Annotated in this window: 9 protein-coding genes and 1 pseudogene; 1 reads left to right on the top strand and 9 read right to left on the bottom strand. The window is 71.8% G+C overall.

Annotation, left to right across the window (positions count from 1 at the left end; all coding sequences use genetic code 11):
* Nucleotides 1-105: 105 nt before the first annotated feature.
* The 6 genes and pseudogenes from ACHWVH_RS04230 to xerD all read right to left on the bottom strand — a co-directional run bounded on the left by ACHWVH_RS04230 (nt 106) and on the right by xerD (nt 17855).
* A complete protein-coding gene (locus ACHWVH_RS04230) occupies nt 106-6126 on the bottom strand; it encodes a hypothetical protein (protein WP_394686811.1) in 6021 nt (2006 codons plus the stop codon).
* A pseudogene (locus tag ACHWVH_RS04225) lies at nt 6121-8286 on the bottom strand (cell surface protein); the annotation flags it as partial. The pseudogene ACHWVH_RS04225 and the gene ACHWVH_RS04230, both read right to left, overlap by 6 nt.
* A gap of 1138 nt (nt 8287-9424) precedes the next feature.
* Nucleotides 9425-13480, bottom strand: coding sequence for a phosphoribosylformylglycinamidine synthase (gene purL / locus ACHWVH_RS04220; RefSeq protein WP_394686720.1), 4056 nt, complete (start codon nt 13478-13480; stop codon nt 9425-9427).
* Nucleotides 13481-13708: 228 nt separating this feature from the next.
* A complete protein-coding gene (locus ACHWVH_RS04215) occupies nt 13709-14515 on the bottom strand; it encodes a DsbC family protein (RefSeq protein ID WP_017915605.1) in 807 nt (268 codons plus the stop codon).
* A gap of 106 nt (nt 14516-14621) precedes the next feature.
* Entirely contained in the window at nt 14622-16817 is a 2196-nt protein-coding gene (locus ACHWVH_RS04210; RefSeq protein WP_394686719.1) for a hypothetical protein, read from the bottom strand.
* A 63-nt stretch (nt 16818-16880) separates the two neighbouring features.
* Nucleotides 16881-17855, bottom strand: a complete 975-nt coding sequence (gene xerD, locus ACHWVH_RS04205; protein WP_017916647.1) for a site-specific tyrosine recombinase XerD — start codon at nt 17853-17855, stop codon at nt 16881-16883.
* A gap of 231 nt (nt 17856-18086) precedes the next feature.
* Between xerD and ACHWVH_RS04200 the strand changes: the two genes are divergently transcribed.
* Complete coding sequence (locus tag ACHWVH_RS04200) at nt 18087-18563, top strand: RDD family protein (protein ID WP_043093259.1); 477 nt, start codon at nt 18087-18089, stop codon at nt 18561-18563.
* Nucleotides 18564-18748: 185 nt separating this feature from the next.
* On the opposite strand, the gene ACHWVH_RS04195 is transcribed toward ACHWVH_RS04200, so the two are convergent.
* The 3 genes from ACHWVH_RS04195 to lptF are packed head-to-tail and all read right to left on the bottom strand — an operon-like array spanning nt 18749 to nt 21269.
* Nucleotides 18749-19078 (bottom strand): hypothetical protein, encoded by a 330-nt coding sequence (locus ACHWVH_RS04195; protein WP_043093260.1) that lies wholly within the window; start codon nt 19076-19078, stop codon nt 18749-18751.
* A gap of 2 nt (nt 19079-19080) precedes the next feature.
* Entirely contained in the window at nt 19081-20187 is a 1107-nt protein-coding gene (lptG, locus tag ACHWVH_RS04190) for an LPS export ABC transporter permease LptG (protein WP_017913040.1), read from the bottom strand.
* Complete coding sequence (gene lptF / locus ACHWVH_RS04185) at nt 20184-21269, bottom strand: LPS export ABC transporter permease LptF (RefSeq protein WP_295926527.1); 1086 nt, start codon at nt 21267-21269, stop codon at nt 20184-20186. Before lptF ends, lptG begins: the two co-directional genes overlap by 4 nt.
* Nucleotides 21270-21313 lie beyond the last annotated feature (44 nt).

The raw sequence follows: 21313 nt of genomic DNA, 5'->3' as shown, positions 1-21313 counted from the left end.
ACTCCCTTTTTCCGAATCCGTTGGCCGGCCCAGCCAAGGTCCTGTGGTCTGCCCCCTCAGGCCATTGCGTGGCGGACGGCGGCACGCGCCGCCGTCCGCGATGGATCACCAGCCGAAACCGGCACCGATGCCGATGGAGCTGTCGTCGCTGCTGAAGGCACCGCCGATGGTCACCGTGGCGCGGTCGCTGAAGGCGCGCTGGTAGCCCACCGACAGCGCCGACTCGCCGTTCTGGAAGCCGATGCCGGCACCGACCCGGTTCTGGGTGCGGATGCCGGCGGCGCTGGTGGCCATGTTGAGCATGGCCGCGCTCATCGCGCCCTGGCGGTCGATGCGGCGGTCCTGGTCGCGCAACCGCGCATCGACGTCGCCGCGCAGCACCTCGAAGCTGTCGGCCATGGTGCCGAAGCGCGCATCGGTGTACGACTTGGCCGTAGCCACGCCGTTGTCGAGCTGGCTCTTGTTGACCGCATCGGTGGCCTGGGTGCCGGCGGCGACGTTGGCGAGCTGGCGCTCGTTGCCGGCGCTACCGATGGAGACCGTCTGCGCACGATCGGCCACCGACCCCTGCCCCAGGGCGACCGCCCCCTGCGCGGTGGCGCTGGCGCCCTGGCCAAGGGCGGTGCCCGAGGCCGCACTGACGCTGGCGCCCTCGCCCATCGCCACCGCGTTGGTCGCCACCGCCGCGATGCGGCTGTTGGCGCCCACCGCGGTGCTGCCGTCGGCATTGACCTTGGCGTTGCTGCCGATCGCGGTGTCGTTGGGGCCGTGCGCGTAGGCGCTGCCACCGATGGCGGTGCCGGTGACGTCGTTGGCGCGCGCGGCGGTCCCCACCGCCGTGGCGCTGGAGGCGACCGCCGTGCTTTCGCCGACCTGCGCGGTGCCGATGCTGCCGGCCACCGGCGTCGCCGCCGCCGCGGTTGCAGCGGTCGCGGCCGACGCCGCAGGCGCCGCTTCGGTGGCCTGCGCGGCCACCGCACTGGTGCCGACCATACGCGCGCTGCGTGCCGCAGTGCCGCTGCCGCCGGTGCGCGCATCCAGTTCGCTGACCTTGCCGTCCAGCGCCGCCAGCGCCGCACCGACGTTGTTGTAGCTGGCGCCCTGGATCACGTACGTGGGCGCCACGAACAGGCCCTGCGCGCCGAGTCCGGCGCCGCCGCCCAGGAACGTGGCCATATTGCTCAGCGACTGGTACAGCTGGCCGCCGTTGATCGCGTCGGTGCTGCCGGCGGCGACGCTGCCGGCGGTCAGGTTGACGATGCGCCGGGTGGCCGGGCCGCCACGGCCGTTGCCGCTGCCCAGCGACACGGTGTCGGCCTCGTACACCCGCGAGCCGGCGCCGAGCGCGACCGCGTTGTCCGCCGAGACGCCGGCATTGGCGCCGAGTGCGACGCCGTTGCTGCCGCTGTTGCGGACGAAGCTGTTGTAGCCCATCGCCACGCCGTTCTCGCCGATCGCGTTGGTCTGCAGGCCGATCGCGGTGCTGCGCGCACCGGTCGCCGAGCTGCCGGCACCGTTGGCGGTGGCACCGGCGCCGGCGGCGACGCTGCCCACGCCCAGCGCGGAACTGCGCAGGCCGCTGGCGGTGGCGCCGGCACCGGCCGCGGTGCTGTCCACGCCGCTGGCGCTGGCCACCGCGGTGCCGGAACTCTGGAAGCGCGCGCTGGTGTCGCCGGCCGCGGTGGCCACCGCGTCCAGCTGCGCCTTGTTCACCGCATCGGTGGCGTTGACCGCCGCGCCGACGTTGGTGATGCGGCGCGTGGCCGGCGCGGTGACGCCGTTGCCGCCACCCACCGACACCACGTTGGCTTCGCTGGTGCGCGCGCCTGAGCCCAGGGCGACGCTGCCGGCGCCGCTGGCCGAGGCGTTGATGCCCAGCGCCGTGGCGTTGGTGCCGCCGTAGGCGAAGGCGTTCTGGCCGATCGCGGTGCCGCCTTGCGCGGTGGCCCAGGCGAACTGGCCGACCGAGGTGGTCTGCGCCGCGGTGGCCCAGGCCGAGGCGCCGAGCGCGGTCGCATCCTCGCCGGTGGCGCGGGCGCTGTAACCCAGCGCCGCGGCATAGGCGCCGGAGGCGGTGCTGCCCCAGCCCAGCGCCGAGGCGTAGTTGCCCGCCGCCGCCGCGCCGTAACCGAACGCGCTGGTGCGAGTGCCGCTGGCGGCGCTGAAGGCGCCGACCGCGGTGCTGTAGTCGCTACCGGCGTTGGCCTTGTAGCCGTCGGCCGTGGCCTGCAGGCCGCTGGCGACGGCACCGGCGCCACTGGCGCTGCTGAACGTGCCGCTGGCCTGCGCACCCGCGCCCAGCGCGGTGGCGCCGGCGGCGCTGGCGGTGGTGGTGCCGTCGAGCAGCACGTTGCCGGACGCGTCGGTGTAGTACAGCGAGCCGCCGATCGCGGTGCTGGATTCGCCGGTGGCGGTGGCGTTGTAGCCGGACGCGGTGGCGTAGCGGGCACCCGCCAACGCGCCGCTGCCGAAGGCCGAGGCACCGGTGCCGTAGGCGTTGCTGGCCTCGCCGGCGGCGGTAGCGTAATTGCCCTCCACGTAGCTGCCGACATCGTCGGCCGGATCGCTGCCGCCGCTGGCCTTGAACTGCTTGCCGGTGGCGTCGGCGGACTGCTTCACCTCGTTCAGTTGCGCGACGTTGACCGCATCGGTGGCCTCGGTACCGGCGGCGACGCTGGTGATCTGCCGCTCCTTGCCGGCGCTGCCCACCGAGACGGTGTTGTCGCGCGCCGCCTCGGAGTTCGCACCCAGGGCCACGCTGTTGACGCCGGATGCATAGGCGCCGTAGCCGAACGCACTGGCGCTGTCGGCGCTGGCGTAGCTGAGGCTGCCGAGCGCGCTGCTGAAGTCGGCGGTGGCACCGGCACCGGCACCGAACGCCGCGCTGTTGGCGCCCGAGGCCTCGGCCGGGATCAGGCCGAAGAACGAGGTGCCGCCGACCGCCACGCTCTCCTCGCCGGAGGCCACGCTGTACTCGCCCACCGCCACGCTGCCGCTGCCGGACGCGGTGGAGGAGACGCCGACCGCGGTGCCGTAGCTGCCGGAGGCCAGCGCGCCATAGCCCAGTGCCGAGGACAGGTAGCCGGTGGCCTCGCTGTAGCCGCCCAGTGCGGTGGCGCCGATGCCCGAGGCAGCGCTGCGGAAGCCGGTGGCCGTGGCCTGGTTGTCAGAGGCCACCGCTTCGTTGCCGGTGGCGGTGGCATAGGTGCCGCTGGCCTGCGCGCCGGCACCGCTGGCGGTGGCGCCGATCTCGCTGGCCTGGGCGTTGCTGCCGATGGCGATGCTGTTCTCGCCCGACGCCTGGCTGGCGTTGCCCAGCGCGACCGCATCGACGCCGCTGGACACGGCGTTGAAGCCGATCGCGGTCGCCCCGGCGGCCACGGCATTGGCGCCGCCACCGAGCGCGGTGGCGCCGTCGGCGGTGGCGTTGGCGGCCTCGCCGGCCGCCAGCGCGTTGTCGCCGTCGACCAGGGCGCCGGCATCGCTGTCGGCACTGCCGCTGGCCTGGAAGTACTTGCTGGTGGCCGCCGCCGCCTGCTTCACCGCATCCAGCTGCGCGACATTGACCGCATCGGTGGCCTCGGTGCCGGCAGCGACGTTGGTGATCTGCCGCTCCTGCCCGGCGCTGCCCACCGACACGCTGTAGGCGCGGTCGGCGACCGCCCCGGCACCCAGCGCCACCGCATTGGCGGCGGTGGCCTCGCTGCCGGCACCGATGCTGATCGCGCTTTCCGCGTCGGCCACGGTGTTGGTGCCGATGGCGATGGTGTTGACCTGGTTGCCCAGCGCCTGGAAGCCCATCGCCACGCTGTAGTTGCCGTAGCCGAACGCGCCGCGACCGACCGCGGTGGCGCTCAGCCCCGGCGCCCAGCTGTTGAAGCCGATCGAAGTGGCGCCGCTGCCGCTGGCCCACGCCCCGGTACCGAACGCCGAGGCATTGGTGCCGGTGGCCCAGGCCGAGGTCCCGAACGCCGACGCGCCATCGGCCGTCGCCCAGGCGTAGGCGCCGACCGCACTGGCGTCCTCGCCGCTGGCCCAGGCGTTGTCGCCCTGCGCCAGGCTGTAGTTGCCGGTCGCACGCGCCTTGTAGCCGCCGGCGGTGCTGTGGTCGCCGGTGGCCTGCGCACCGTAGCCGGTGGCGGTGGCGACGCTGCCCGTCGCCTGCGCGCCCGCGCCGAGCGCGGTGGCGTTCTCGCCGGCATTGGCACCGACCAGCACCGGCTTGCCGTCGGCATCGACGATCGGCTGGCTGTACTGGTCGTAGGCCTGGCCGCGGCCGCCGATGGCGGTGCCGCCGGTGCCGCCGGCCGTGCTGCCGTTGCCCAGCGCCACCGCGTCATCGCCCATCGCCGCCGCGCCGCTGCCGAACGCCGCCGCGCCGCTGCCGTAGGCATTGGCCGCATCGCCGGCGGCCAGCGCGCCGGCGCCGTCGGCATAGGCGCCGACCGTGCCGCCGCCGCTGTGGGCGAAGAACTTGGAGGTGCTTTCGGCAGTGGCGCGCACCGCATCCAGCTGCGCGAGGTTGACCGCATCGGTGGACTGCGTGCCCGCGGCGACATTGACGACCTGCCGCTCGCTGCCGGCATCGCCGACCGAGACCGTGTTGGCCCGGCGCGCCACCGCGTTGGCGCCCAGCGCCACGCTGTCGGCCGCAAACGCTGTGCTGTAGTAGCCGAGCGCGGTGCTGTTGGCGCCGCTGGCCCAGGACTGCGCGCCCAGCGCGCTGGCATGGTCGCCCGGTGCATAGGCGAAGTAGCCCAGCGCGGTGCTCTGCAGGCCCGAGGCCTCGGTCATGCTGCCGCTGGCGGTGGATTCGTCGCCCGAGGCGATCGCGCCGGCGCCGAACGCGGCGGCATTGGCGCCGCTGGCCTGGGTCTGTACGAACAGGCCCAGCCCCGGAATCAGGTCGGCCGGACCGCCGACCGCGACGCTGCTGGTGCCGGTGGCCACGCTCTGCGTGCCGACCGCCGTGGCGTAGTCGCCGGTGGCGTTGGCCACCGCGCCGAAGGCCGACGCCTGCGCACCGCCGGCGTAGGCACCCACGCCCACCGCCGAGGCGGCGAAACCGCTGGCATCGGCGCTGGCGCCCAATGCGGTGCCGCCGACCCCGGCGCTGGTGGCGCCGGTATCCACCGCCACGCCGCTCTTGGTGATCAGCGGCTCGCCGTTGGCGTCCACCGCCACCCCGCCGACCGCCACCGCCGCCGGCCCGGTGGCCTGCGCGTTGCTGCCGAAGGCGGCGCTGTTCTGCCCGGCGGCCACCGCGCCGCTGCCCACCGCGGTCGCCCCGCTGTTGAGCGCGTCGGCGCCGGCGCCAAGGGCGGTGCTGCCGTTGCCGATGGCATTGGCGGCCTCGCCGGCGGCGAGCGCGTCGTCGCCTTCGACGTAGGCGCCGGCGTCGCTGTTGCCGGCGCTGGCCTGCAGGTACTTGCCGGCCTCCTGCAACTGCGCCACGTTGACCGCGTCGGTGGCTTCGGTGCCGGCGGCGACGCTGGTGATCTGCCGGGTCAGGCCGTTGCCGACATCGCCGACCGACACGCTGTTGTCGCGCGCGGCGTAGGAATGCGCGCCGAGCGCGACCGCATTGGTCGGCGCCTGGTTGCGCGCATCGTCCAGCCAGGTGCTGACCCGCGCGCCGTAGCCGATCGCGGTGGCATCGCTGCCGTTGGCCTGGCTGTCGGTGCCGAGCGCGGTGCCGTTGCTGTGGTAGGTCGAGGTCACCGCACGTGCGCCCAGTGCGACGCTGTCGGGGTTCCAGGCGATGGCCTTGTAGCCCAGCGCGATGCCGCTGTCGCCGGCGGCCAGCGCATAGCTGCCCAACGACACCGTGCGCGGCGCGAACGAACCGGCGCTGTGGCCGATGGCGACCGAATCGACGTTGCCCGGCAGGTTCGGGAACACGTTCGCGTTGTAGCCCAGCGCGATCGCGTAGTCGGACTGGCTCTGCGCGCCGGCGCCCAGCGCGATGCCGCCGACGCCGGTGGCGGCGGCGATGCCCACGCTGTTGCCGGCGCTGGCCGCGGCGGTGCTGACGCCGCCCACGGCGACGCTGTCGGTGCCGCTGGCCAGCGCGTTCATGCCCATCGCCACCGCACTGGTGGCGGTGGCGCGCGCGCCGATGCCCATCGCGGTGGCGTAGTCGCCTGCGGCGCGAGCGCTGTAGCCCACCGCCGTGCCCAGGTCGCCGGCCACTTCGGACAGGCCGCCGACCGCGGTGGCACCATCCTTGAAGGTCTGCGCGTGATAGCCCAGCGCGGTGCTCTGCACACCGCCGGCCGAGGTGCCGGTGCCGACCGCGGTGGTCAGCGGATCCAGCGCCTGCGCGCCGCCGCCGACCGCGGTGGCGGCCACGCCCAGGGCCTGGGTGGTCTGCTCGCGGCTGCCGACGATGAAGCCGTTCTCGTCGTACTCGTACACCGTCGCGGTGCTACCGATGGCCGTGGCCGAGGTGCCGACCGCCGTGGCATCGGTACCGACCGCACTGGCGTGGGCGCCGCTGGCGACCGCGCCGCTGCCCAGCGCCGAGGCGCCGAGGCCGGCGGCGGTGCTGGTGGACCCCACGGCGGTGGTGTAGTCGCCATCGGCCAGCGCATCGGCGCCGGCGGCGGTGGCCTGCTGGCCCTGCGCCAGCGCGGTGCCGTCGCCGCTGCCGGCGAACAGCCGCGCGGTGCCGTCGGCCACCTGCTTGACCGCGTCGAGCTGGTCCAGGTTCACCGCATCGGTGCCTTCGGTGCCGGCGGCGACGTTGGCGATCTGCCGCTCCTTGCCGGCGCTGCCCACCGAGACGGTGTCGGCGCGATCGGCGACCGATCCCTGGCCGAGCGCGACGCTGCCGCTGGCCGCGGCCTTGGCGCCGTAGCCCAGCGCGGTGGAATCGTCGGCCTGCGCCCAGGACGCGGCGCCGAACGCGGCGCTGGACGCGCCATCGGCCGAACTGAGCCAGCCGACCGAGGTGGAGAACGCACCGTTGGCCCAGGCGCCGGCGCCGAATGCGCTGCCGCCCTCGCCCTGCGCCTCGGTGGTGAACAGGCCGAGCACGCTGCCGCCGACCGCGGTGCTGGACGCCCCGCTGGCCAGGCTCGAATAACCCAGCGCCACGGCATTGCCGCCGCTGGCGTTGGCGCCGTAGCCGACCGCGGAAGCGAAGTCGCCGCCGGCCTGGCTGAAGCCGCCGTTGGCGGTCGCGGCCAGCCCTGTGGCGGCAGCGGAGAAACCGGTGGCGGTGCTCTGCAGGCCGTCGGCGCGTGCCGCCGTGCCCAGTGCGGTGGAGAACGCGCCATTGGCCTGCGCGCCGGCGCCGAACGCGCTGGCGCCCTGCTCGGCCGCCGTGGTGGTGCCTTCCAGCAGCACCTCGCCGTTCTCGTCGACGATCGACAACGCGCCGCCGACTGCCGTTGCCGAGGCGCCGACGGCGGTGGCGTTGCTGCCGACCGCAGTGGCGTTGCCGCCGAGCGTGGTGGCGCCGCTGCCCAGTGCGCTGGCGCCGTTGCCGATGGCGTTGGCGCCTTCGCCGGCGGCGATCGCATTGGCGCCCTCGACGTAGGCGCCGGCATCGCTGGCGTCGCTGCCGCTGGACTGGAAATACTTGGCGGTGGTGTCGGCGGTCTGCCTGACCGCGTCGAGCTGGGCCACGTTGACCGCATCGGTGGCCTCGGTGCCGGCGGCCACGTGGGTGATCTGGCGCTCGCCGCCGGCCTTGCCGACCGAGACGCTGTCGTCGCGGTCGGCCACCGCGTCGGCGCCCAGCGCCACGCTGTTGCGGCCCTGCGCGACCGCGCTGTTGCCCAGCGCGGTGCTGTTGAAGCCGCTGGCGCTGGAGAAGCCGCCGACCGCGGTGGCGTATTCGCCGGTCGCGTCGGCCGCCACGCCGACCGCGGCGCTGGCCGCGCCGGAGGCGATGCTCTCGGCGCCGAGCGCGGTCGCGCCATCGCCGCTGGCGGTGCTGTAGTAGCCGAGCGCGCTGGCTTCCACGCCGCTGGCGTCGCTGAGAGTGCCGCTGGCCACGCTGCCGTCGCCGCTGGCGTTGCTGGCCGCGCCGGTCGCGGTGCTCTGCGCGCCGCTGGCGTTGCTCTCGGCACCGACCGCGGTGGCGTAGTCGCCGCTGGCGCTGGCGTTGTCGCCGATCTGCACGGCCTGCGCCTGGGCGCTGCCGGGAAGGGCGCCGGCGCCCAGCGCCAGGGCGATCGCGCCGGCCAGGGCCAGGCCGTGTGCGCGTGCGGCACGGCGATCGCGGACGACCGCACCGCGGGCATCGCCGCTGGCCAGTTCCGACGCCACCACCCACATCCCCAACGCGTTGTTCCAGACCTTGCGATAAATCCGATTCATCGACGACTGCTCCTCAATTCGGCTGGTTTTTGGTCAAAAAGCCACCCTCGCCCGGCGTTCCGGCCGGCCGACCCCCTGTCGGTTTTTTGGTGCCGCACGTCCCTTGCCGGGACGCGAGAGGCTCACGCCTGTCGCTGCTCGGAGCTGTAGATGAACCGAGGTGGAATGCGGAACTGACCCGAGTGTTAACTCGGCCTCTCGAGTACGTCAAGTTTTTGACTTAATGCGACACGCGCCGTGACACAGACCGCGAATTCAGCCTGATTTCGTTAAATTTTCGATAAATATCAATGAAAACAACCAACTCGCGCCAATTTTTCGGCACGGACCTTGCCAGCGTTGACACACCGCGCTTCGGGCGATTTCGTTTCCTGTCAAGGACTTGACGCGGCCGGGTGGTAGAAGCGCAAAAGCGCGCCCAGGCATGCCGAGTGACGGCTCCAGACGGCTGCGCATGGCGCCGACTGCGCGAAATGGGGCGAGCGGTCGCGCGGCGGAGCGACCTTGTGCCGCACGACGGCGGGTGCTGCCGGGCCGTCGCTACACGGCGAAGAGCACCACGCGCGGGAGGACGCACCATTCGCTTGCAAGCGGTGGCGGATGGCGCAGGCACACGCACGCTGCAGCGATGACGGCACCGCGCAAGGCGCACCGCACCGCGATATCCCGCAGGAACGGCTTCAGCCGCGACCGCGCACGGTCAGCTCATGCGCAGGCGGGATGCGCCGAGGAAACCCACTCGACACACGGGAAATCGACGGCATCGGCCGTCAAACCGCCAGTTCGGCCGGCCTGGATGCGGTCCTGCGTCGGGACTGCAGTCCTTCCCACATGGGACACTGCGACCCGCGATTCGGCGCATGCGCCACGCCACCAATCACGGCAGTGCATTGTGCATCCCACAGCGATGGCAGCGCGGCACAGACCCGAGCAACGTAGCCGGCAGCGCCGGCCCGCACATCGCGGCAGCAGGCGCTGCCGACGGCGCCCTGGCAAGAGCCAGCGCCAGCACGCGATCAGGTCGCAGAACACGTCGCCGTCGGCAGCCCACCAGACAGGCGCGCCGCCATCGCGGCGAGCGCGCCGGGGGCGGGCTTCAGCCCACCCACACCCGCGCATTGCGGAACATGCGCAGCCACGGCGCCTCGTCCGGCCACTCGGCCGGATGCCAGCTGAGGTTGAGCGAGCGCAGGGTGCGTTCCGGGTGCGGCATCAGGATGGTCACCCGGCCGTCGTCGCTGGTCAGGCCGGTGATGCCGTCGGGCGAGCCGTTCGGGTTCAGCGGGTACTGCGTGGCGACGGCGCCATGGCCGTCGACGAAGCGCAGCGCCACACGCGCGGCGGCCTGGTCCACGGCAGTGTCAAACTCGGCGCGGCCTTCGCCGTGCGCCACCGCCACCGGGATCCGCGAGCCGGCCATGCCGCGCAGGAAGATCGACGGCGATTCCACCACTTCCAGCAGGCTGGTGCGCGCCTCGAACTGCTCGCTGCGGTTGCGCAGAAAGCGCGGCCAGTGCTCGGCACCGGGAATGATGTCCTTGAGCTGGCTGAGCATCTGGCAGCCGTTGCACACGCCGAGGGCGAAGGTATCCGGACGCGCGAAGAACGCGGCGAAGGCATCGCGCAGCGCCGGCCGCTCCAGGATCGAGGTGGCCCAGCCGCGGCCGGCGCCGAGCACGTCGCCGTAGCTGAAGCCGCCGCAGGCGGCCAGGCCGACGAAGTCGGCCAGGTCGACGCGGCCGCCGATCAGGTCGCTCATGTGCACGTCGAAGGCGCGGAAGCCGGCGCGCTCGAACGCATTGGCCATCTCGATCTGGCCGTTGACGCCCTGCTCGCGCAGGATCGCCACCTTCGGCCGCTGGCCGCTGGCGACGAACGGCGCGGCGACGTCCTCGGCCGGGTCGAAGGCCAGTTTCGGCTTCAGCCCGGGCGCGGCGAAATCGCGCGCCAGCGCGCGTTCCTCGGCGGCGCTGTCGGGGTTGTCGCGCAGCGTCTGCATGGCGTGGGTCACCGACCACCAGGCATCGAACAACTCGTCCCAACGCCATTCGGCCAGGGTCTTGCCGCCCAGGCCCACGCGTACCGCCGCAGCGGTGCTGGGGCGGGCGATACGCTGCGCACACTCGGTCAGCGCATGGCGCTCGACCAGGTCGGCGAACGCCGCACGGTCTTCGCGCGCGACCTGCACCACCGCGCCCAGTTCCTCGTTGAACAGGCTGCGGAACGGATCGTCGCCCCAGGCATCGAGGGTGATGTCCAGGCCCTGCCGCGAGGCGAACGCCATTTCGCACAGCGCGGCGAACGCGCCGCCGTCGCTGCGGTCGTGATACGCCAACAGCAGGCCGGCCTCGCGCGCATCGCGGATCAGCTCGAAGAACGCGCGCAGCCGCTGCGGATCGTCCAGGTCCGGCACCGCCCCACCGAACGCCGGCAGCGCACCGTCGCCATGCACCTGCGCCAGCACCGAACCGCCCAGGCGCTGTTTGCCGCCGCCCAGCCCGATCAGCCACAACTCGCTCTCGGCCTCGCGCGCCAGCAACGGCGTCAACTGCGCCCGCGCATCGGCGACCGGCGCGAAGGCGGAGACGATCAGGGAGACAGGCGAGACGCTCTTGTGCGTCTCGCCGGGACTGGAGAATGGGGAATCGGGAATCGGAGAAGCGGCGGCATCGGTGGCGGACGCATCGCGCTGTTCCCCATTCCCGATTCCCGATTCCCGATTCACGGCGGTCACCGCCCATTGCGCCTGCATCGACAGCGAGTCCTTGCCCACCGGGATGCTCAGGTCCAGCTGCGGACACAGTTCCATGCCCACCGCCTTGACCGCGGCGTACAGGCGCGCGTCCTCGCCGTCGTGGTTGGCCGCGGCCATCCAGTTGGCCGACAGCTTGACCTGGTCCAGCGCCTGCACCGGCGCCGCGCACAGGTTGGTGATCGCCTCGCCCACCGCCATCCGCGCCGCCGCGGCGGCGTCGAGCAGGGCCAGCGGGGTGCGCTCGCCGATCGCCATCGCCTCGCCGGCATGGGTATCGAAGCCGGCCAGGGTGATCGCGCAATCGGCCAGCGGCAACTGCCAGGGACCGATCATCTGCTCGCGCGCGGTCAGGCCACCGACGCTGCGGTCGCCGATGGTGACCAGGAAGCTCTTCGCCGCCACGGTCGGATGGGCCAGCACACGCAGCCCGGCCTCGCGCAGGTCCAGCGCCTCGGTGTCCAGCTCCGGCCAGCGCGGCGCCGGCGGCTGCCGGGTGTCGCGATGCATCTTCGGCGGCTTGCCGAAGAGGACGTCCATGGGCAGATCGATCGGATGCTGGGAATGGGGAGTGGGGAATGGGGAATGGGCAACAGCGGAGCCTGCCGGCTTTTCACCATTCCCGATTCCCGATTCTCCATTCCCACCGCCGAGGACCCCGTAACCCACGACGAGCCGTTCCTCGGCGGTCGCCACGCCCACGGCGGCAAACGGGCAGCGCTCGCGTTCGCAGATCGCGGCGAATTCGGCCAGGCACGCCTGCGGCACGCCGAGCACGTAGCGCTCCTGCGATTCGTTGCACCACAGTTGCATGGGCGACAGCGAGGGGTCGTCGCTGGGCACGCGGTCCAGGTCGATGAGGCCGCCTACGTTGGAATCGTGCAGCAGTTCGGGAATGGCGTTGGACAGGCCGCCGGCGCCGACGTCGTGGAACCAGCGGATCGGGTTGTCCGCGCCCAGCGCCACGCAGCGGTCGATGACCTCCTGCACGCGCCGCTCCATCTCCGGGTTGTCGCGCTGCACGCTGGCGAAATCCAGGTCCTCGGCGCTGTCGCCGGAGGCCACCGAACTGGCCGCGCCGCCGCCCAGGCCGATCAGCATCGCCGGACCGCCGAGCACGATCACCGCGTCGCCGGGCTGCAGCGGGATCTTCTCCACCTGCACGCGATCGATCGCGCCCAGGCCGCCGGCCAGCATGATCGGCTTGTCGTAGGCGCGGGTCAGGTCCTGCGTCTCCGGCAGCTCGAAGCTGCGGAAATAGCCGAGCAGGTTGGGCCGGCCGAATTCGTTGTTGAACGCGGCGCCGCCGAGCGGGCCGTCCAGCATGATCTCCAGCGCCGGGGCCATGCGCGGGTTGAGCGGCCGCGCGCCCTCCCACGGCTGCGGCAGGCTGGGAATGCGCAGGTGCGAGACGCTGAAGCCGGTCAGGCCGGCCTTGGGCTTGCCGCCACGGCCGGTGGCGCCCTCGTCGCGGATCTCGCCGCCTGCGCCGGTGGAGGCGCCCGGGAACGGCGCGATCGCGGTCGGGTGGTTGTGGGTCTCGACCTTGATGCAGAACGCCGACGGCGTCACCGCCTCGCTGCGGTACTCGCCGCTGGCCGGATCCGGGCGATAGCGCGCGGCCGGATGCCCTTCCACCACCGCCGCGTTGTCGCTGTACGCGCTGAGCGTGTGCTGCGGGGTCTGCTGGTGGGTGTGCTTGATCATCCGGAACAGCGAGCGGTCCTGCTCCTTGCCGTCGATGGTCCAGCTGGCGTTGAAGATCTTGTGCCGGCAGTGCTCGGAATTGGCCTGCGCGAACATCATCAGTTCCACGTCGGCCGGATCGCGGCCGAGTTCGCCGAAGCGCTGGCGCAGGTAATCGATCTCGTCCTGGGCCAGGGCCAGGCCCAGCCGCGCGTTGGCCGCTTCCAGCTGATCCAGCGGGATGCGCTCGACCTCGCCGCGCGCCGGCGCCTGGAACAGCGCCTGCGCCTGCGCGGCATCGTCCAGCAGCGACTGCGTCATCGGATCGTGCAGCAGCTTGGCCAGCGCGGCCTGGTCGGCCGGCGCCTGCGGCCAGCCGGCCAGGTCCAGGCGCGTGCCGCGTTCGACCCGGCGGATCGCCAGCCCGGCACCGCGGACCAGTTCGGTGGCCTTGCTCGACCACGGCGAGCGCGTGCCCAGCCGCGGCACTACGTAGCGCGAGCAGGTGCCCGCCTCCGCCGGCGCCGGCGCGTCCTGCGCCTGCAGGATGCGGCGGGCCGCGACCAGGTCCAGTTGCCCGGCGTCGTCGCCGTCGAGGAAGTACACGTGCCAGGCGCCGACGATGCGCACGCCGGGAACGAGGGACTGCAGGCGGGTTTCGAGCCGAGCGCGACGGAACGGCGAAAGGGCGGAAGCGCCCTCGAGGACGATCATGTCCGGGGAACCGTGTGAGGAAACGGGCTGGCTATTGTAGCGGAGAGCTGGGAATGGGGATTCGGGAATGGGGAATCGGCACAGCCGGCCGCCGAGCGGGGTCGGCGCCAGCGGACGTGCTAGAGGTGGTTGGGCGACAGCGGACGCGGCGCTCCAGCGGCAAAACGCGGCGCGGCAACAGCGGTGGCGCAGAGGCCGCACCGCCGACCAAGGGGGAGAGACGGGCGTTCAGCGGCTTCCGCCCGCCTTGGTCGCTTCCGCCGCGCGCTTGTCCAGCGCCTCGCGCATCTTGGCCGGGGGCAGGTAGCCGCCGATCTGGGTGCCGTCCGGGGCGAAGATCGCCGGGGTGCCGTTGACGCCCAGGCGCTGGCCCAGGTTGTACTGCATGGTCACCGGGTTCTTACAGTTGGTCGCGCTCGGCACCTTGCCGTTGGCCTTGGCATCGGTCAGCGCCTGCTTCTTGTCGGCCGCGCACCACACCGCGACCATATCCTTGTAGTCCTGGCTGCCCAGGCCCATGCGCGGATACGCCAGATACTCCACGGCGATGCCCTGCTTGTTGAGCTCGCCGATCTCGCTGTGCAGCTTGCGGCAGTAGCCGCATTCGATATCGGTGAACACGCTGATGGTGTACTTGGGATTGGCCGGGGCGAACACGATGCGGTCGGCACGCGGCGCCGACTCCAGCAGCTTGCGGCGGTAGCTCAGCAGGCCTTCGCTGGAGGCGAACTGCTTTTCCTGGATGTCGAACGGCTGCGCCTGGAACAGGTAGCGGCCGTCGTCGGAGACGTACAGCACCTGCCCGCCGACCACCACTTCGCGGAAGCCGGGGAACGGCGCGGCGCCGATGTAGTCGGGCTTGAAGTTGGGATCGAGCTGCAGCAGCGCCGAGCGTACGCGCTGCTCGCCCGGTGCGCCGGCAGGAGCGGCGGCGGCCGGCTTGGCAGCGGCAGCGCCGCCGGTGGGCGAAGCCGGCTGCGCGCAGGCGGAAAGAGAAGTGGCGCACAGCAGCGCAAAAAGAGCAAAACGGAGCATTGGCTATCCATGAGGGCTGCGAACCGGCTGGATTGTCGCATACCCCCTTGTCCGCTCGATGTAGACAGGCTGAGCGGGGGGCACGCCGTCGCAGCAAGGGCGCGGATCAATATTTCGCGTGCTCCGGATAGCCGCCCGCACCCGCCGGATCGCGCAGCGCCAGTGGCAGCGACCAGCGCAGCAGACCGCCATCGGTCAAGGCCCAGAGCGTGGCGCCGTCCCACGAAAACGCCAGTGCGGTCAGCGAACCGCGCGCCGGCGAGGCCAAGCGCAGCGGTGTCTGCGCGGCGGCGATCTGCCACAGCGCCAGCTGCGGCCCGGCCGCGGCGGGGGCGTCGCTGCCCAGCGCCAGCAGCCGGCCGTGCGCCGAACGGGCCGCCGCCTTCAGCGCGTCGGCGCACCCCAGCAAGGCCGACAGGCGCACGCGGCCGTCGTCCATATCCAGCACGTGCATACCGACGAAGCGCGCTTCGGGCTGCGCCTTCGACGCGCCGGACGGCGCGAACTGCGGCGTCCCGGTGCCGTGGTCGGCCAGCATCAGCACGAAGCCGCTGGCGATCCAGCGACCCTGCAGCGACCCCAACGGGGTGGGCACCCACTGTGCCACGCCGGAGGCGTCGGCCGGATCGGGGCGACCGAAACGCTGCGGCAACGCGAACGCGCGCAGGACACGCCCGCTGGTCGGATCGAGGGCGGCGATGCCCTGGGCATCCTCCACCCACAGCGCATGCGGGTCGCGCAGGCGCACCGGCCACAGCTGCGCATTGCCCTTCTTCGCCGCATCCATCAACGCCTGTCGCGGCGCGCCGAACACCGGCGCGAACGCCCAGGGTCCATCCGCCGCCGGTACCGCGGCGGTCGGCGCATTCAGGATGAACCGACTGCTGCCGAACGCACCGCCGCCGCCAGCGTAGCTGTGATCGAAATACACGGGGCGCTGCGCGGCATCCAGTTCCCAGCGCGCGTCGCCATCGCTGCCCTCGCCATCGACCCGGTAGCGATGCAGGCGCCGCGAGGCGACGTCATAGACATACAGGACGGCGGACTCGCCAGCGGCGCCGGCCAGGAACCACACGCGGCTGCCCTGCGCATCGGACATCAGCCGTTGCGCACCGCCCTCGCCCTGCCAGACCGTTTCCGTCTGCCAGCGTGTGCCGTCGTGATGCAGCCGCCACAGCCGGGTGCTGGCGCCCGTCCCGCCCAGCACCTGCATGCTGAGCAACAGATCGCCGTCGGGCAGCGCCAGCAGATCGCGCGGGTAGCGGGCGCCGCTGTCCGCCGTGGCCAGTTCGCCGCCGAGCGCGTCCCAGGGCAGCGCGTCGAACGGCAACAGCGGCACGTCGTTGCGCGGCGGGACAAACGCGATGGCCGGCACCGCACCGGCGCGCTGCGGCGGCTGCGTCCATGCCAACGGCGACGCGGCCACACGCACCGGCTGCTGCGGCACGCTCGCGGCGAGCGCCTGGCGCACGGCCTGGAACAGCACCGCCGGCACCACGCGCTGGCTCAACCGCGACGGCTGCGACGCACCGCCCAGCGGATTGAACTGGGTGATCTGCCTGATCACGCTGTAATCCGGATTGGCGTAGTTGTCGGTGCGCTCGATGCTCAGCGCGGTGGTCGCATGCCCCATGGCCGCGGTCATGTCGAAGACGCATACCCTCAGTTCCAGACGCCCGCTCATTCCCTGGCGTTCGCTGCGCGTGGCGCAGTATTCCGCATAGCGCGTCTCGCGGAACACAGCCAGTTCGGCGCGATCCTGTGGCGCCCAATCGCTGCGCTCGCGCGCCTGTTGCAGGCGCGTGCGCGCCTCCTCCTCAGTCAGCGCGCCCTGCTCCACCGCCGCCTGCAGCATCGGCTGCGCGAAGCGCTCGGCCAGCGCCGCGCGCAGGTCCTGGCGGCGTGACAGCAGGACCCGGCCCCAATCGTCGGGCAGATACGACAGCGGCAAGGTCTCGTTGCGTTCCTGGAAGCCCCCCTGCGCCTGCACGACGCCACGTACCGCGGCCTGCACCTGGGCATAGGGCGCTGCGATCAGCAGATGCGCAGCCGTGGCCGGTTCGCGCTGCCCGCCCGGCAGCGTCCAGAACAGCAGATCCTCGTGGCGACGCACCGCCGGTGCCTGCGCCTCCAGCGCCGTGCCGGCAGCCGCGATCTGCCACGCGCTGTCGCCAGGCTCGGCCGGCGGCATGGCGGACGGCTGCACCGGCCCGGCCGCGAACGCGCTGCCGAGCGCGAGCAGCAGCAGGCCGGCACAAGCTCGTGCCGGCGCATGGGAAACGCGATGTCGCAACTCGCTCATGGACGCACTCGATGGAAGGAAAAGGATGCCATCGCCGGCGGCAGCGGCAGCTGCAGTTGCCGCTCAGCCACGCGGATGATGCTTGCGGTGCAGGCTCTGCAGGTGCTCGCGCGCCACCAGCGTGTAGATCTGGGTGGTGGACAGGGAACTGTGGCCGAGCAGCATCTGCAGCGCGCGCAGGTCGGCGCCGCGGTTGAGCAGATGCGTGGCGAAGCTGTGGCGCAGGCCGTGCGGGCTGATCCGCACCGGATCGATCCCGGCCACCGCCGCATAACGCTTCACCAACACCCAGAACTGCTGGCGGGTCAGCGCGCGGCGCGCGGCGTCGATGAACAGCGGCACCACGCCATCGCTGGCCGGCACCGCCTGCCCCGCCGCCAGCGCGGGGCGGGCGCTGTCCAGATAGCGCTGCAGCCAGTGCTGCGACTCCTCGCCCAACGGCACCAGCCGCTCCTTGCTGCCCTTGCCGGTAACCCGCAGCACGCCCTGGCGCAGATTGACCGCGTTGGCCGGCAGGTTGACCAGCTCGCTGACGCGCAAGCCGGCGGCGTACATCAGCTCGAGCATGGCGCGGTCGCGCAAGCCTGCCGGCGCGGTCGCGTCCGGCGCCGCCAGCAGCGCATCGATCTGGCTTTCGGCCAGCGCCTTGGGCAGCGAACGCGGCAGCCGCGGCGGCTCCAACAGCGCGGTCGGATCGTCGCTGCGCTCGCCGCGGCGCACGCGCAGCGCGAAAAACGCGCGCAGCGACGACAGCCAGCGCGCATTGCTGCGCGGCGAATAGCCCAGTTCGGTACGCCAGGCCAGGTAATCGAACAGCGCCTGCCGATCGGCACCGGCCAGCCCGCCGCCGGCACCGTCGCGCCAACGCGCGAAGCCCTCCAGGTCGCGGCGGTAGCTGTCCAGGCTCTGCCGCGCCAACCCCTGCTCGGCCCAGGCCGCATCCAGGAACTGCTGGATCGCCGCCGCATCGGCCTCACGCAGCGGCGCGAGCCGTTGTGTCTGCTGGCGGCGTTCGGCGGGGGAATGCAGGGAGGGCATTTTGGGGATTGGAGATTCGGGAATCGGGAATCGGGAATCGGGAATCGGGAATCGGGAATCGGGAATCGGGAATCGGGAATCGGGAATCGGGAATCGGGAATCGGGAAAGCCTAGCGGCTTTGCCGGGGGGCGCAAGGTCGATGTGGGCGGGACGAGCGCAGGGCTGCGCATGCCCGAGCCGCGCGCAACGCAGTCCACCGCAAAGCGTGCGACTGGCTCTAAGCTGTGTCGATGAGCGCACCGCCTCCCGCTTCCGCCCCCCGTCCACGCGCGCTGCTGCTGTGGCGGCTGCTGGCACTGTTCTACGACGCCTGGCCGGTGCTGGCGCTGTGGTTCGTGGTCTCGACGCTGTTCACCCTCGGCTACACGCTGGAAGGCCATGCGCCGCGCGAGAACATCGCCCCGTTCAGCGCCCTGCAGTGGCTGCTGTGGCTGTGCTGCTGGGTGGTGGCCGGCCTGTACGCGACGCTGAGCTGGCGTCGCGGTGGCCAGACCCTGGGCATGCGTCCATGGCGGCTGCGCCTGCACGGCGCCGATGGCACCACGCCGCGTTGGGGCGCACTGTGGCGGCGTTATCTGGTCGGTACCGTGTCGTTGTTACTGGGCGGGCTGGGGTTCTGGTGGGCGCTTTTTGATCGCGAACGGTTGACATGGCATGACAGGGCCAGCGGCACGCGCTTGAGCCGCCAGCCCAAGGCCAAGCCATGACCGCAGCACATGGGCGCGCGGCAGCGCGCCAACCGCTCCTGGCACATCGAGACCGCTGCGGCGCGGCATGACCGCGCCAGCGGCACTCGCCTGACCCGGCTACCGAAAGCGAAGCTCTGACTGCACTGCCTGGGCGCGCGGCGGGGTGTGACCCACGTGGCGTGCGAAGACGGCGAGCAGCGTCATTACCGATCTTGGTGCTTGCGCAGCGATTCGGCCTTGCGCGAGGCGAGCTTGGCGCCGATCCACCGCTCCAGGAATCGGCCCAGCCAATAGCTTGCCCACAGCATGCACAGGAGCAACAGCAACGGCACGACGGCCTGCGGCAACCGATCCAGCAGCGGCATCAGTCCGATTGTGGCCAGCGGAAGCAAGATGGGCAGGAACGGCAGTATCTTCACCAACGACCGGACATGGCCATCGAAATGCGGATTGCTCGCCAGCCACTGGCAGCACGCCATCGTTGCCAGATACAGAACGCAGAACGCCAGCCCGGTCGTGCTCGGACGCCGCATCGCTAACTGCTGCGTTTGCGGAACAGCAACCAGGACACGGTGAGCATCACCAGCGGCGGCAAGGCGTAGGCGATGCGGTAGTCGAACTTCAGGGCGCCGGCCATGCGTCCGAAGAACAGCTGCAGCAGCCAGAACACCAGGGCGAACAGGATGCCCAGGAACAGGCGCTTGCCCATGCCGCCGCTGCGCAGCGCGCCGAACGCGAACGGGATCGCGGCAAAGCACAGCGCCAGCACATTCAGCGGATAGAACCAGCGGCTCCAGTACTGATCCTCGTAGTCGCGCGCATCCAGGCCATTGCGGCGGCGGTACTCGATGCTGGTGTGCAGGTCGCGCGCCGACAGGTTGCGCGGCTTGGCCAGGCCCGAGGCCAGCGCCGCCGCATCCAACTGCGATTGCCACGGCAGGCTTTCGAACTTCTCGCGCTGCACCGAGCGTTCGGCGAAGGTGTCGCGGTAGGCCTGCTTGAGCGTCCAGCCGTTGTGCCGGTGCTCGGCGATGGCGGCATGGGTCAGCGACGCCAGCCGGCCGCTCTCGTCCAGCGTGTACAGGCGCACGTCGCGCAGCTCCAGCCAGGTGCCGCCGCCGTCCTCCAGGTGCTCTTCGCCGGCCTGGGCATTGAGGAAGGTGTTGCCCTCGCGCGCCCACAGCCCGGAATAGCGCGCCATGCTCATGTCGCCGTTGTACTTGGCGTTGGCCTTGATCGCGTCGGCCTGGTTCTGCGCCCATGGCGCCAGGGTCTCGCCGTTGACCACCATGACCACGGTCAGCACTGCCATGGTCGAGGCCGCCGCCAGGCTCAGCCGGCGCCGCGACAGACCCAGCGCACGCAGCGCGGTCAGTTCGGAGGTGGCCGCAAGCTGACCCAGGCCCATCAGCACGCCGATCACCGCGCCGGTGGGGAACAGGGTGTAGGCGCGGCGCGGCACCGTGTAGGCCACGAACGCGGCGGCATGACCCAGGCTGTAGCTGCCGGTGCCGATGACCTTGAACTCGTTGGACAGGGCCATGATCACGTCCAGGCCCAGCAGCACCGCCCAGGTCAGCAGTACCGTGCCGAGCACGGCGCGGCCCACGTACACATCGTGCAGGTTCGGGCGCAGCCTCATGCCGGCTGCCTCCGCGGCCGCGACAGCCGGCCATCGCGCAGGTACATCCAGACAGACAAGGCCAGCAACGGCAGCGTCAGCCACCACAGGCCGAGCGCGCGCGGCAGCTTCTCGGTGCTCAGCCACTGGGTGCCGAGGAACATCAGGTTGGTGCCGACCAGGTAGGCCAGGAACGCCAGCATGATCCGGCCGTAGCGCTGCTGCCGCGGCGAACTGCGCGACAGCGGCAGGGTCAGCAGCGCGAAGGCCAGCGCCAGCAGCGGCGGCGCCAGGCGCGCATGCAGTTGCGCGTTGGCCTGCGGGCGCGGATCGCCGATCAGCTTGGCGGTGGGCAGCAATTCGGGGTCATCGTCCTTGCGCGCGGCGTTGCGGTCGGGCAGCGCCACGTCGTTGCTGACGAAGCGCATCATCCGGTAGTCCAGCCCGTCGCCGGCCAGCGGTCCCTCGACCCGGTAGCCGTCCTCCAGGCGCAGGTAGCGGTCGGCCTTGCCCTCGAAGAACATGGCGCCGCGCTGCGCGGTGACCACGTCCAGGCGGCCGTCCTTCTGCCGCTGCATGAACACCTTGCTGAGCTTGGTGCCGTCCCCGGACAGGGTGCTGATGTAGACGATGCCGCCGTCGGACAGCGTGGTGAAGCGCCCGGCCTCCAGCCCGGCCATCAGCAGGCTGTGGTTGGCCTCGTCGATCAGCCGGTCGGAGGTACGGTCGGCCCAGGGGCCCAGCCACAGCGAGCACATGCCGACCAGGGTCACCACCGGGATCACCAGCATCAGGATCGGCCGCAGCAGGCGCTGCGGACCCACGCCGATGGCGGTGATCACCGCCATTTCCGAGTCGCGGTACAGCCGCGCCAGCGCCAGCAGCAGGCCCAGCATCAGCGCCAGCGGCAGGATCAGCGGCAGATACACCACGAACTGCAGGCCCAGCTGTGAAAACAACAACTTGGCCGGGATGCGGCCATCGGCGATGTTGCCCAGGATATCCACCAGCACACCACCGACGCTGACCACCAGCAGCACGATCAGGGTGGCCGAGAAGCTCTGGACGAAATCGCGCAGCAGGTATCGATCGAGCTTCGGCATGGGGGTGGGTTGATTTAAACTCTCGGATTCGTTCGCGGCTGCCC

It is taken from the genome of uncultured Xanthomonas sp. (genome assembly GCF_964278005.1).
Taxonomy (GTDB): Bacteria; Pseudomonadota; Gammaproteobacteria; order Xanthomonadales; family Xanthomonadaceae; genus Xanthomonas_A; species Xanthomonas_A sontii.
This window is presented reverse-complemented; position numbering and strand designations above follow the sequence as displayed.

What these genes read in the sequence shown, in the direction of transcription:
- ACHWVH_RS04230 (WP_394686811.1), bottom strand. Translation starts at nt 6,126, where the DNA reads ATGGGCATCGGCGCGCGCGCCACCGCCACCAGTGCGGTGGCGATGGGC.
- purL (WP_394686720.1), bottom strand. Translation starts at nt 13,480, where the DNA reads ATGATCGTCCTCGAGGGCGCTTCCGCCCTTTCGCCGTTCCGTCGCGCT.
- ACHWVH_RS04215 (WP_017915605.1), bottom strand. Translation starts at nt 14,515, where the DNA reads ATGCTCCGTTTTGCTCTTTTTGCGCTGCTGTGCGCCACTTCTCTTTCC.
- ACHWVH_RS04210 (WP_394686719.1), bottom strand. Translation starts at nt 16,817, where the DNA reads ATGAGCGAGTTGCGACATCGCGTTTCCCATGCGCCGGCACGAGCTTGT.
- xerD (WP_017916647.1), bottom strand. Translation starts at nt 17,855, where the DNA reads ATGCCCTCCCTGCATTCCCCCGCCGAACGCCGCCAGCAGACACAACGG.
- ACHWVH_RS04200 (WP_043093259.1), top strand. Translation starts at nt 18,087, where the DNA reads ATGAGCGCACCGCCTCCCGCTTCCGCCCCCCGTCCACGCGCGCTGCTG.
- ACHWVH_RS04195 (WP_043093260.1), bottom strand. Translation starts at nt 19,078, where the DNA reads ATGCGGCGTCCGAGCACGACCGGGCTGGCGTTCTGCGTTCTGTATCTG.
- lptG (WP_017913040.1), bottom strand. Translation starts at nt 20,187, where the DNA reads ATGAGGCTGCGCCCGAACCTGCACGATGTGTACGTGGGCCGCGCCGTG.
- lptF (WP_295926527.1), bottom strand. Translation starts at nt 21,269, where the DNA reads ATGCCGAAGCTCGATCGATACCTGCTGCGCGATTTCGTCCAGAGCTTC.